The 12593-nt window shown below is 31.4% G+C and carries 15 protein-coding genes; all 15 read left to right on the forward strand.

Features of this window, described 5'->3' with window-relative positions:
* The first annotated feature begins 99 nt into the window (after positions 1 to 99).
* The 15 genes from FVB9532_RS10460 (at position 100) to FVB9532_RS10540 (ending at position 12465) form a co-directional block, all read left to right on the forward strand.
* Positions 100 to 363 carry a hypothetical protein gene (locus tag FVB9532_RS10460; RefSeq protein WP_150545134.1) on the forward strand — a complete coding sequence of 88 codons (264 nt, stop codon included), beginning with the start codon at positions 100 to 102 and terminating at the stop codon, positions 361 to 363.
* Between the two features lie 611 nt (positions 364 to 974).
* Positions 975 to 1322: a YciI family protein gene (locus FVB9532_RS10465; protein ID WP_150545135.1), complete on the forward strand. Its 348-nt coding sequence runs from the start codon at positions 975 to 977 to the stop codon at positions 1320 to 1322.
* Positions 1312 to 2523 (forward strand): DUF6596 domain-containing protein, encoded by a 1212-nt coding sequence (locus tag FVB9532_RS10470; protein WP_150545136.1) that lies wholly within the window; start codon positions 1312 to 1314, stop codon positions 2521 to 2523. Before FVB9532_RS10465 ends, FVB9532_RS10470 begins: the two co-directional genes overlap by 11 nt.
* Positions 2524 to 2540: 17 nt before the next feature.
* Positions 2541 to 2984, forward strand: coding sequence for a nuclear transport factor 2 family protein (locus tag FVB9532_RS10475; RefSeq protein ID WP_150545137.1), 444 nt, complete (start codon positions 2541 to 2543; stop codon positions 2982 to 2984).
* Between the two features lie 216 nt (positions 2985 to 3200).
* A complete protein-coding gene (locus FVB9532_RS10480) occupies positions 3201 to 3782 on the forward strand; it encodes a hypothetical protein (protein ID WP_150545138.1) in 582 nt (193 codons plus the stop codon).
* A gap of 314 nt (positions 3783 to 4096) precedes the next feature.
* The gene (locus FVB9532_RS10485; RefSeq protein ID WP_228482294.1) at positions 4097 to 4663 is read left to right on the forward strand and encodes a hypothetical protein; all 567 of its coding nucleotides are present in this window, start codon (positions 4097 to 4099) and stop codon (positions 4661 to 4663) included.
* 1 nt (position 4664) lies between these two features.
* Positions 4665 to 4979 carry a hypothetical protein gene (locus FVB9532_RS10490; protein WP_150545139.1) on the forward strand — a complete coding sequence of 105 codons (315 nt, stop codon included), beginning with the start codon at positions 4665 to 4667 and terminating at the stop codon, positions 4977 to 4979.
* A 117-nt stretch (positions 4980 to 5096) separates the two neighbouring features.
* The gene (locus tag FVB9532_RS10495) at positions 5097 to 5417 is read left to right on the forward strand and encodes a hypothetical protein (RefSeq protein ID WP_150545140.1); all 321 of its coding nucleotides are present in this window, start codon (positions 5097 to 5099) and stop codon (positions 5415 to 5417) included.
* 534 nt (positions 5418 to 5951) lie between these two features.
* Positions 5952 to 6569 (forward strand): hypothetical protein, encoded by a 618-nt coding sequence (locus tag FVB9532_RS10500; protein WP_228482296.1) that lies wholly within the window; start codon positions 5952 to 5954, stop codon positions 6567 to 6569.
* A gap of 51 nt (positions 6570 to 6620) precedes the next feature.
* Complete coding sequence (locus tag FVB9532_RS10505) at positions 6621 to 7196, forward strand: hypothetical protein (protein WP_150545141.1); 576 nt, start codon at positions 6621 to 6623, stop codon at positions 7194 to 7196.
* Positions 7197 to 7523: 327 nt separating this feature from the next.
* Positions 7524 to 7976 (forward strand): hypothetical protein, encoded by a 453-nt coding sequence (locus FVB9532_RS10510; RefSeq protein ID WP_150545142.1) that lies wholly within the window; start codon positions 7524 to 7526, stop codon positions 7974 to 7976.
* Between the two features lie 3 nt (positions 7977 to 7979).
* Complete coding sequence (locus FVB9532_RS10515) at positions 7980 to 9035, forward strand: patatin-like phospholipase family protein (RefSeq protein WP_150545143.1); 1056 nt, start codon at positions 7980 to 7982, stop codon at positions 9033 to 9035.
* Positions 9036 to 9370: 335 nt separating this feature from the next.
* Entirely contained in the window at positions 9371 to 9988 is a 618-nt protein-coding gene (locus FVB9532_RS10525; protein WP_150545145.1) for a hypothetical protein, read from the forward strand.
* A 782-nt stretch (positions 9989 to 10770) separates the two neighbouring features.
* A complete protein-coding gene (locus FVB9532_RS10535) occupies positions 10771 to 11604 on the forward strand; it encodes a HEAT repeat domain-containing protein (RefSeq protein WP_150545146.1) in 834 nt (277 codons plus the stop codon).
* Positions 11605 to 12036: 432 nt separating this feature from the next.
* Entirely contained in the window at positions 12037 to 12465 is a 429-nt protein-coding gene (locus FVB9532_RS10540) for a hypothetical protein (RefSeq protein WP_150545147.1), read from the forward strand.
* Positions 12466 to 12593: the final 128 nt, after the last annotated feature.

Below are 12593 nucleotides of genomic sequence, written 5' to 3' on the forward strand. Positions count from 1 at the left end.
GATTACACTTATCTTTAAACTTTAAAACACCTGAAACGGTATACCTAAATGCAGCGTAAATCAATTTTTAACCTGTAGCCATATTTTAGGACGAGACATTTGAAAACAGAAATGATAAATACTTGGAATGGAGAAAAAGTCGAACTTAAAATTAGTTCTGACGAATTTTGTTATTGTCCAGTTTGCGGAGAAAAAGCGATTAATGAACAATGGCGACCTTATGATGAAAACGGACATCCATCTTATGAAAAAAGTTGGGAAAATTATAGAGATAAATGGCTGAATGGAAAAGCAGATGTGGGTTTTGGAAAAAAAATGTCTATGGAAGAAAAGCTAGTGCAATTAAAAAACTTGGAATTATAACATTATGAACAAAACCTTTTATAAAATTCTTGCTTTCATTTTTGGATTTATGGCAATAGGTGGAATTTCAGAATCATATAGAATTATGACTTCTTCTGCACCTGACATCGCACCACAAAGAACTTATCTGACAATTATGTCTTTGGGAATCCTTGCCCTATTTTTATTCTTGACAAGATACTTTTGGAGGAAACGAAAAAATTAAAAAACGTTTGCCAACACCGGTAGTCGTTGCACAAGCCTATATTTCTAAAAAAGAGCGTCATCCTGATTTTTTGAAATAGGGAAGTTGTTATTTTTTAGGTGTTTAGTATTCTTTAAAACTGCTTTTAATTCGAAGTTTGATTCAAAAAGAACTTGTGCAACAGGCACACCGGCTATAAACAATTGGGTCTAAAGTGATAAACGAAAGTATAAACATAAAATAAAGCTCATTGCTAAATTGAAAAGTTAGGGTGTAAAATCTCAACTGTTTATATACACAAAACCATTATGTGCAAGCTAAAAATCATGCTAAAATTCAACATTTGAACTAATTTCAAAATTTTAGCAAAAAAATGTCCAAAAAAGAACGGGCGAACTGTCTTTATAGTGAACTAAAACTTTTAAAAATGAAAAAATACTTATTATTACTTCACGAAGACATGGAGCAAATGCAACAACTTTCCCCAAAAGAAATGGAGGAATTAGGAAAATCCCATATGGCTTGGGCTGAAAAATTGGGCAGATCTGGACATCTGATTTCTGGTGAAGGACTTGAAGAAAATAGCGTACAAATTTCTGGAAAAGACTGTATCGTAAAAGACGGAACTTTCTTGGAATCTAAAGAAATGATAGGTGGCTATTACTTACTACAAGCCAAAGATTTAAAAACGGTCATAGAATTGGCAAAAGGTTGTCCTTGCCATTTATGGGGCGGAACTACTGAAATAAGACCGATTATGGAATATGAAGAATAAAACGTCTTTGGTTGTTGAATCCAGTTACAGAACTTTTTATGGAAAATTGTTTTCAGCTCTTTTCAATCAATTCGGTCCAAATTATATAAGCGAAATAGAAGATGCAATTCAAAATTCCTTTTACAAATCCTTAAAAAGCTGGAAACCAAACCAAGTTCCCAACAACAAAGAAAACTGGCTATTTATTGTTGCAAGAAACGATGTTTTAAACCAAATAAAAAAGGAAAACCAATTACATTCCCCTTCTTATTTTAAAGCCAACGAAGAAACAGAAAGCCCAAACGAGGATTTAAGACTCAAAACCATTTTGTTTTTATCAAAAGCAAAAAACGTTTCTTCTAAAGTAAAAGTGATTTTTATCCTAAAAAACATTTTTGGTCTGCATATTAAAGAAGTAAGCGAGTGTACTTTATTGTCTCAAGATGCAATCTATAAAAGCATAAATAGAGCAAAAAAGGACTTTCAGCAAACTACAAAAGACGCAGATTTCGATTTGACTTTTCAGCAAGTAACCGAAAATGAAATTGTAGTTATTGAAGAAATTTTATACGCAGTCTTCAATATTGGTTTTGATTCTTTCAGCGAAAAAATCAAGTCTATTATCAACGAAGATTTGTGTTTAGAGGCGTTGGCACTTGCAAAAATCTTGTCAGATAAATTCGAGCGAACTACCACCAAAAACCTTCTCGCCTTATTTTGTTTTCATCTTGCAAGAATTCCGGCAAAGGTTAAAAACGACAAAATCATTTCATTCTTTGAGCAAGACAAAAAGAATTGGAATAATGACTTTATAAAACTGGCTTTCCACTATTTGGAAAAACCTAAAAAGCTGAATACGTATTATGTTGAGGCATTAATTGCAAGCAAACATATGACAGCGACAAAAAATGACATTGAACATTGGAACGAGGTTATTAAACTCTATAAAATAATGCTTTCCCTTTCAAATTCGCCTATTATAAAACTGAACCTTTGCTATTGCTTAAGCAAAGCACAAAGAATGGATGAGGCAAAAGAATTATTACAAATAGTTGAAAACGAATTGCCAAAAGAACATATCTATCTTTCATTGGTAAAAGTCAACATTTTCGCCACCAAGAAAACCTTGGAATCTGAAAAAATCATAGACCAAGTGCTAAAAAACATTAACCAAAAAATCAGACGGGAATACATATTAGAAAATATGTCAACAGACTTATAAATAAACCTTTAAAAATTATGCGAACACTAGTTATAATTCTGATATTATCTCTTGCAACTTCGTGTGTAGAAAAAAATAATTATTCCGAAACAGCTGACAAAAACATCAAAATAGTCAAACAATATTTTGAATATTTCAACAATCACGAGTGGCAAAAAATGGCAGAAATGTACGTTGAAACAGCGGAATTTAAAGACCCATCACTTAGCGGGGGAATTGTGAAAATGACAAGAGCCGAAACCATTGCCAAGTATTCAGAACTAAACGGAATATTTCCCGACATTCACGACAAGTTAATACAAACATATCCTTCTGGAGAGAAAAATATAATCGTGGAATTTGTTTCGAGCGGAACTGCACCAGACCACTCTAAATTTGAATTACCGATTTGCACAATCTTCACAATCGAAAATGGAAAAATAACAAAAGACTTTTCGTATTTCGACAACTTTGAGGAATAAAAGCCAGTACATAATAATTTATATATCATTGGTAATTAGCTTTTTAAGATAAAATTTATTTGTATTTGCTAGGTCGCCAAATTTTTGAATTTGCCTTTTTGTGTTAATAAGGTAAAAAGTAAATTCAAAAATTCGGCTCGTGCTAAACCGAAAAGTCCGTACCTTTTTACCCGCAACAAGCCATATACGAACCGTTCTTGCACATTTGACAACGCAATGAAAATTTTTAGTAAAAACAATAATACAGAACATGAAAATCGATTAAGACTTCAAAAATTAGTCGATAATGCAAAGAAATCTGATATTCCAATTGGATGGAAAAAAGAAACATTTGCTGTTGGAGGATTAAGCGAAGTTGGATTTTCAAAAAATCATCCTGAATTGCTACTAATTGTTTCAAGTCAAGGTCGAGGAGTTATAGACTGTTCGAAATTTGAATTAACCGAAAGAGATAATGATACAGATTACGATTGGTTTAATTCTTACGAACTTTGGTCTTTGGGAATTGGAAAACTTGCGAATGAAAAAATAACTGTGAGTGGTTTATGTGGAGGCGGATTACCACTTTTAAATAAATCTGGAGACAGAATTCAATATATGGCAACTGAATGGCCAATAATTGATTTAATATTTGAACCGAATTTTAAAAGTATATATAAAGAAGATGATGGAAAACATTGTTTCCGAATCTTTCACGATTATGAATTAAGAGCTTTCGGATTTTCAACCAATGGAGAATACTTTATTACAGCAACAAGTAGTGAAATAAATGTATATCGGAAAGAAAAAACGGTGTAGAACAACGTATCCTATAAAGAGCCTTAGTCGAGTTCTTTAAAGTGACTATTTAATTTTTAATTATCCCCTAATGTTTTTTTGGGGTGTTGAATTGTTGATAATTCCAAATTATCCATCTTCCATACCTATATCACTTGCTCATAATTCCTCTTTTAAGCTTCCCTTAAAGGCTGTTGAGGTGCTAAGCGTGGCTGTATACCTTTGCTTTGGCGCTGTTTTAGAAAATAGATAATTTATTTATATTTGGAGAAGTGATATAGGGTAGATAAACGCAATTGCGTTTATTCGCATGTTCTACACCATTTGAAAAAAAATTGAGAACAGAATTAAAATACATCGAATTGAAGAGCGGATTTTCTGATAATGGAACTGCGTGCATTGGACTTGTGTCTTTCTCAAAAAGCGGAAAGACAATTTATTTTAACGGAAAAGCTTTTCAAAGTCTGAACGGAATGGGAATTAGCGGAAACTATTTTGACTTGGAAAGTGGAGATGAATATTGGATTTCAGGTGTTAAAAAGGATATGACTGACCGACACAAATTTGGCGGAGGAAAAATATTTGTGGAAAAACGGATTTTAAGTGAGTATTTGCAAATTATTGGAAAAACCGAATTACCAAAATCTCATTACGAACTGACCGAAGTTGAAACCGAAAAACCAATCGAACGAATTAATGAACTGGAAAATGAAAAAACTGAAACTCCCGAGTTTGGTACTGACTTACATTTTAAAGAACCCAATCAATTAAGCAATAGTGAAATTGAGTATCTGATTACGGAATTGATTGTGGATGAAAAGAATTCGAAATATAATAAAGCTCGTAGGAGTTTTAAGCAAAAGCGAATCGAATTGATAGCTGAACTTGAAAAACGAAACTAAAATGATTCCAACGGATAGTGAATTTTCGATGATGTATTTGATTTACGGAATTGTATTTATTCTAATTCTATTAGGTTTATGGTTCAGGCAAAAAAGAGTGTTTTACATTCATCTTTTCGTGTTTTTACTTTACACCTCATTTATGATTTACATCTTGAGTGATGAAGAAAATTTTAAAGGTGGCGGCTCGTTAGTTGTATTATTTTATGGTATTTTATTCCCTATCGTACATTTATGTATTTACGGAATTATCCAAATTGTAAAGGCTATTATTATAAACAAAGCGAAAAAAAACGGTGTAGAACAACGTGTATAATTAATGGCTAGTTCTCGCCTACTTACGAAAATCCTCGCGGATTTTTAGTCGGTTTTTATTTGCTAAATTAGGTGCTTAAACACACCACTAATCATACACAAACTCGTTGGCAAACATTTGAAAACAGAAATGATAAATACTTGGAATGGTGAAAAAGTCGAACTTAAAATTAGTTCTGACGGATTTTGTTATTGTCCAGTTTGCGGAGAAAAAGCGATTAATGAACAATGGCGACCTTATGATGAAAACGGACATCCATCTTATGACATTTGTAATTGTGGATTTGAATATGGATTTGATGACAGCGGAGAGCCACCTTATGAAAAAAGTTGGGAAAATTATAGAGAGAAATGGCTGAATGGAAAAGCAGATGTGGGTTTTGGAAAAAAAATGTCTATGGATGAAAAGCTAGTGCAATTAAAAAACTTGGAATTATAACATTATGAACAAAACCTTTTATAAAATTCTTGCTTTCATTTTTGGATTTATGGCAATAGGTGGAATTTCAGAATCATATAGAATTATGACTTCTTCTGCACCTGACATCGCACCACAAAGAACTTATCTGACAATTATGTCTTTGGGAATGCTTGCCCTATTTTTATTCTTGACAAGATACTTTGGGAGGAAACGAAAAAATTAAAAAACGTTTGCCAACACCGGTAGTCGTTGCACAAGCCTATATTTCTAAAAAAGAGCGTTATCCTGATTTTTTGCAATAGGTAAGTTGTTATTTTTTAGGTTTGTAGTATTCTTTAAAATTGCTTTTAATTCGAAGTTTGATTCAAAAAGAACTTGTGCAACAGCCACACCGGCTATAGTTCATTGCTTCTGACTTTCCTCGCGGAAAGTCCTCGCTAATTTGTTATCCCTGGCCGCCGGCAGGCAGGTTCGGTTTACGGCGGAAAATCATAGCTGATTTTCCGCAACGAGCCATACATAAACACGTTTTAAGACATTGAAAAAACGACAATGAAGAAATTCTTAATGCTGATATTAATAGTACTAATTGCACCTATTATTGGTGGACTCTATGGAATTCTTCACGACCAACTGACTTACAGCATTTCACCAGAATATTACACTAAATTCAAATTCTACCAATTCGGACTAATGGACATGGGAAATGAATCAATCTTTCCAAATCCAAGAATTGAAGTTTCAGCAGTTGGATTTATGGCAACTTGGTGGATGGGGTTACCAATCGGACTTATCCTTGGACTTGTTGGTTTAATCCATCAAAACTACAAGCAAATGTTTAAAGTGACAATGAAAGCTATATTGATTACGGTCATTATCGCATTCGTAACTGGATTAATTGGACTGGTTTACGGGAAATTGTATTTAGCCAACAAAGGCATTGCCTGGTGGTTGCCTGAAAACCTGATTGACACAAAGAATTTCATTTCAGTTGGTTCAATGCACAATTTCAGTTATTTGGGTGGACTATTTGGACTAATTGCAGGAATAATTTATAGTGTAAAACAAAAAAGAAAAACGTCCTACAACAAAAGGTATAGTGTATGCCCTGCGGGACACGCACCATACCCAAACCATTTGAAACAAGCTGAAAAATCAGATATATCTTAATAAGAATAGAAATTTAAGAATTATAATTGCGTTTATTATTCAAAAGAAAATATGACTGACCAAAAAAAATCAATCAAACATAAATTTTCAAATTATGCCAAATATTTAATTAAAGAAATAATTCCAGTAACAATTGGAATTTTAATAGCTCTTTATATAAATAATTGGAATGAAAACCAAAAAAATACAAATTATATAAACCAGATTTCTTCTTCAATTGATAAAGAATTGAATGAAACAAATGAAGATATAATTGATCATATAGAGATTCAAAAATCACTCATTGACACTCTTGATTTTTATGAAAAAAACACCAAAATATCAATATTGATTGCAGTAAAAAAAGCTAGGGGAATTCATATGCCTAAAATCAGAATAAATTCTTGGAAAGCTATTTCGAATACGAAAATTGAATTGATGTCTTACGAAAAAGTATCAGCTTTAGCCAATATTGAAGAACAAAAAAAAATTTTGAATACGAAGATTGAAAATTTAATGAATTTCATTTACTCAAATACAAAAGAAACTGGAATTGATAAAAAGCAACTTCTAAAACTAATGATGCAAGATATTATTAGTACAGAAAAAACAATACAGAATGAAATTAATAGAATTATTAAGAAATAAAGCCAGTTGCCAACGTATCCTATGAAAAGCCTTAGTCCAGTTCTTTAAAGTTACTATTTAATTTTTAATTATCTCATAATGTTGTTTTTGGGGTGTTGAAATGTTGATAATTCCAAATTATCCATCTTCCATACCTATATCACTTGCTCATAGCTCTCTTTTAAGCTTCCCTTAAAGGCTGTTTGGGTGCTAAGCGTGGCTGTATACCTTTGCTTTGGCGCTGTTTTAGAAAATAGATAATTTATTTATATTTGGAGAAGTGATATAGTGCAGATAAACGCAATTGCGTTTATTCGCATGTTGGCAATAATACAAAAGACATAAAAAATGGATATTAATAAAATACAAAAACTTGAAAAGTTACTTCAAGAAAGAAGTAAAAAGATTGAGAGTATAAGACACTTTGATGAATATTTTGAACGGTTTGCTCATTTCCAATTAAAAAACATTCTAAATGAAGTTAATAACAAACTTTATGATTATACAAATGAAAGTTTGAGGTTGTTTTTTGAAGACCCATACGACGTTGTGAAAACAAGACATTTTGTGATGATTCAATTAATTTCAGAACATAATCGAAGAAGTCATTTTTATCTTGATAATACGAGACACTTTCCTTCTCTAACATTTGAAGGAGATGAAATTAGTGGAACAGTGAAAATTACAACTAAAATTAAAGCCAATGCTTCTTCTGGTTCGGAATTGGAAATAGGAGCTTTAGATGAGGATAAAATTTTCGATTTAATACTAAGATTTTTAGATAACGTTTACAAAATCTAAACTGTGCCAGAAAATACAAAATTCAGGATTTTAAGTATTGATGGTGGCGGTTTAAGGGGCATTATTCCATTACAAGTTATCAAGCAAATAGAACAGCTAACAGGAGAACCAATTCACAAATCTTTTGATTTAATTGCAGGTACTTCAACTGGTGGTTTACTTGCTTGTGCGCTAACTTTACAGGACTACGAATCATTGGAAACTGATACTAGAAAATACACTCTTGAACAAATTGAGTCCATTTACAAGGAAAGAGGAAAAGAAATTTTTCCTAAAACAACAGGATACTTTAAAAGAAAGGTGGATGATTTGCGTAAATTATTTAATCCACAATTTGATGTTACGAATTTAGAAAAAGTTCTATTGGATTATTTTGGAGACAATAGAATAACAAGTTGCTTAAGACCAATTTTTATTAGTTCTTATAATATTCATCGAAATTTACCTGTATTTTTTACAACACGTGAGGCAAGTATTTTTCCTGATAAAAATTCTAAACTTATAGAAATATGTAGAGCTACATCAGCAGCACCAACATATTTTGCTTCTCACAATTTTAAATACAATAGTGAAAATATTATTTGCGTGGATGGTGGAGTAATTATGAATAATCCTTCAATAGGCGCTTTGATTGAAGTTTTAGGAAACTCTGATTACAAACATTATAAAGTTAATGGGAAAAATCTTCAATTAAAGGATATTTCTATTTTATCACTTGGTACTGGTAGAGCAAATAAAATGCTCAATAGTAACGACTCTAAAAATTGGGGTAGATTAAATTGGATAAAACCAATTATTGATATTTCTACTGGAGGACCAGTAAAAATTGCTCACCAGCAAATTGAAACAATTTATAAATCTTCTGGTTTGGATAAGAATTATTTACGAATTGACATAGATATAGATGAAGAGTTTTCAGAAATGTCAGACTCAAGTGACACAACAATGAAATACTTACTAAATGAGGTAAATTCACAAATTACGAATAATCATACTTTGTTATTTAAATTGGATTTGTTTTTAAAAGAAAGTGGAATTGAAATTTCAACTAATGAATAAAGTACTATTGCAACAATGGCTATAAGTAATTGCTTGTTCTCGCCTACTTCTGAAAATCCTCGTGGATTTTCAGTTTGGTGTGTACTTGCAAAGTTAAGTGATAAACCACGCAACTACTCATAGCTGATACCGTTACCCATAATTATAAAAAAATCGTGAATAAAGAAAAACACCTATACCGAATCTTATTTCTTGTATCAATTTTTCTATTGTTAATTAACGATTTATACTTGAAATTTGAATATCACAATTATCTGACGGGTAAACTATCTGACTTTGTTGGATTATTTGCTTTCCCCTATTTCTTCAGCTGTTTCTTTTCTAAAAAAATAAAGTTGATTTATATTCTAAGCGGAATTTTATTCGTGTTTTGGAAATTGGAACTTTCACAGCCAATTTTTGACTTTGCTAACTCATACGGAATCGGAATTAATCGAACAGTAGATTACTCTGATCTAATGGCTTTGATGATTTTACCATTTTCATACTCTTATTGGAACAAAAGACAAATAATCACAAAAAAACCGAAAAGAATATTCAAACCGATAATTATAGTAATTTGCAGTTTCAGTTTTATTGCAACAACTTTAGCTGCACATATTGAAGAACTGAATTTAAAATCAGATTTTCAAACAACAATAAATTACGATTTGGAAACTGTAAAAAAGGAATTAAGAATATATCACGATAGTATTGTTCTAATTGGTTTGTATAAAATTGATTTGGAAAATAAAAATGCTGAGATTTGGACTAAAATATCTTTGAGAAAAACTGACAGTACTAAAACACAGGTTTCTCTTGACAGCATTCTTGATTTTAAAGTGCAAGGAACTGGAGTTATATTTTATAGTGGAATTGACGAAGATGATGTTGAGTTTATGAAAAAGCTGACTAAAAGTGAAATAGAACAGTTATTTAAAAAGTCGATAAACAAAGAGTTTATGGAAAAATAACTATAGGTAACACCGTATAACAACAATTCCGGCTTTGTCTTGCGGACACAACCGCGCAAACATAAAATTCGGTAATTTTAGCTATCTTAGTTTCTAATCAACCCGTAACTGATTGTTATATAAAACCGTTACGTGTTATTTGAACAATGAGACAAACAATAACCAAATCTGACAAAAATTTAAAAATTCTGAACAAGCTAATTATGAATGGATTTTATACTGGTTATATCGGACCCGAAAAGTTTGAATTAATGCCAAAGCGTTTTCCGAACAATCACAGGTTAATCGGACTTATTAATGAAAATGGGAATTATGACTTGAAATTTGATTTTAAGTGGCCAATGAATATTGCTGGAAAAGTATTAATCAGATTTGTTATTCTGACCATAATAGTTTCTCTGATAAATGGGAATTGGATTTTACCAATTACGTTAGTTATTTTCTGACTGATATTCTTTGCGAATTTTAAACTAAAAGAAAGAAAGGAAATAAATCGTTTGACTGACAAAATTTTGGAATTCCATAAAAGGGAATATGACTGAATTTAAAAAAACTACACACGATACCGGCTATAGCCCATTGTGACTGAATTTCCTCTCGGAAAGCCCTCGCAAATTTTCTATCCCTGCCTGCCGGCCCTTAGGTTTGAAGAATCATCACTTTACAAACTTGGTCCAGCAGGCGGGTGCAAAAGTTTGGGCTTGTGACGAATCATAAATTAACTCATAATTGATCGCTAATTTCCATATACAAACTCTTTGTGTGCCATTTGAAAAAAACCAGTGAACAAATTAACTAACTACAAAACTGAAAAGATTTTTGAAAGACTTTTGACTAATAAGTCAAAGGAAAACTATTGGAAATATATTAGTGAATTAAGAAAACGAAAAACTGACGAAATTTTTAAAAAGAGTATTTTATTGACTAAATCAGAATCTGCTAAAGAAAGGATGATAGGAACAGATGTATTAGCACAATTTGGTTTTCCAAGGCGCCACAAAAAAGAAATTATTAATTTGTTCTTTCAGTTATTAAAATCAGAATCTTATAAAAAAGTTATAAGTTCAATATTTTATGGAATTGGACATAACAATGAAAAACTAACAAATAGACAAGTTGAATTTCTTTGTTCATTTTGTACTCACAAAAGTGTATATGTAAAACACAGTTTAGTATCAGCGCTTAGTAGCATAGAAAAGGATAAAGCAATAGATACATTAATAAAATTATCAAACGACAGGGACCCTGATATCAGGGATGGGGCCACTTTTGGAATTGGAAGTCAAGTAAAGATAGATCATAAGAAAATAAGAAGCGCTTTATGGGATAGAATTTCAGACAACGATCAAGGAACAAGATTTGAAGCTATTTCTGGTTTAGCCCGGAGAAAAGACCATCGAATAAAAGAAATTTTAAAAACAGAACTTGAAAAACTTGATGAATATGGTTCGCTCATTTTGGAATCTATCGAATATTTAAATGACAAAAGTTTCGTCCCAATTTTAGAGAAAAAAATACAAGAAAATAAACAATCAAAAAGAGTGAACCAAAATTGGCTTTTAAACACCTTAGATAAACTTAACCGAAAAGAAAAACCAACGCACAGCAATCTATAACCGCAATTATGGCGTTTTCGACTACACTTTGACTCCCCTCAGTATAAACTGACTCTACTTGTAATGGCTAACTAACACGTTTAGCTTACAAAAATCACCCTTTTAAACACAACAACCCGCTTCCTAAAAACATTTTAAGGGAAACCGTAAGGCGTTTTAGAGATTTTTAGTTAATTTTATAGAAAGATAAACGGGAAGTGTTGCCAAGCACCTAGCTACAACTACTTTTAAATGATAAAAACCTAGTTAGATTAGAACTGTCACTAAAGGAGAGATACATAACTTGTTGGGGGATTGATTATAAGAATTGAAATTATAGATCAATTTTTGTGATTTAAATCAAAACACTTATTTTAAAATGCAAATTAGGCTTTAATCTATTAATCATCCCCGAAAGTTTAATCATTTTTCGGGGTTTTAATTTAAATTTTTATGGGGAAAAATAAAGAGGCAATAAAAGAAATTTATGATGTAAAAACTTGGCTTCAGATTCATATTAGCCAACTGACCTATGTAAGAAATTTAATTATAATAATATCTACTGCAGAAATAGGTTTTTTAGTTAATATTTTAATGAACAAGTGTCTTACAGATATAGAAATTAATTTTGGTCTAATTTCTCTAACTTTCGGGGTGACTTCCATTATTTTTGGATTTTATATTGCTTATCACGAATCTGAAAATTTTAGATTAAAAGGACGTATTTCTCGCCAGATAATCAAAGGTGGAGAATATATGGAAGATGAAGATAAATGCACAAAGTTAGAAAGAGGAAATAAGATTTTTTTTAAAGGACAATTGCTTGTGCTCTCATTGTCTTTGATTTTCTTATCATTAATGGTATTTTCTTATATAAGCTAATAACGTTGCCATTCAATAGTTCAACCATACTCCGGCAATTTTTCATTATGTAATATTAATAGTTGAGTAAATTGCTTTTTACCGAAATGAATATTATAAGCATAGTTTAGAACACTATGACCGCCATT

This window comes from Mesonia oceanica, assembly GCF_902499555.1.
GTDB lineage: Bacteria > Bacteroidota > Bacteroidia > Flavobacteriales > Flavobacteriaceae > Mesonia > Mesonia oceanica.

Bases quoted from the DNA above. Each gene is read 5' to 3' on its own strand.
- FVB9532_RS10465 (WP_150545135.1), top strand. From the start codon at position 975: ATGAAAAAATACTTATTATTACTTCACGAAGACATGGAGCAAATGCAA.
- FVB9532_RS10470 (WP_150545136.1), top strand. From the start codon at position 1,312: ATGAAGAATAAAACGTCTTTGGTTGTTGAATCCAGTTACAGAACTTTT.
- FVB9532_RS10475 (WP_150545137.1), top strand. From the start codon at position 2,541: ATGCGAACACTAGTTATAATTCTGATATTATCTCTTGCAACTTCGTGT.
- FVB9532_RS10480 (WP_150545138.1), top strand. From the start codon at position 3,201: ATGAAAATTTTTAGTAAAAACAATAATACAGAACATGAAAATCGATTA.
- FVB9532_RS10490 (WP_150545139.1), top strand. From the start codon at position 4,665: ATGATTCCAACGGATAGTGAATTTTCGATGATGTATTTGATTTACGGA.
- FVB9532_RS10500 (WP_228482296.1), top strand. From the start codon at position 5,952: ATGAAGAAATTCTTAATGCTGATATTAATAGTACTAATTGCACCTATT.
- FVB9532_RS10505 (WP_150545141.1), top strand. From the start codon at position 6,621: ATGACTGACCAAAAAAAATCAATCAAACATAAATTTTCAAATTATGCC.
- FVB9532_RS10510 (WP_150545142.1), top strand. From the start codon at position 7,524: ATGGATATTAATAAAATACAAAAACTTGAAAAGTTACTTCAAGAAAGA.
- FVB9532_RS10540 (WP_150545147.1), top strand. From the start codon at position 12,037: ATGGGGAAAAATAAAGAGGCAATAAAAGAAATTTATGATGTAAAAACT.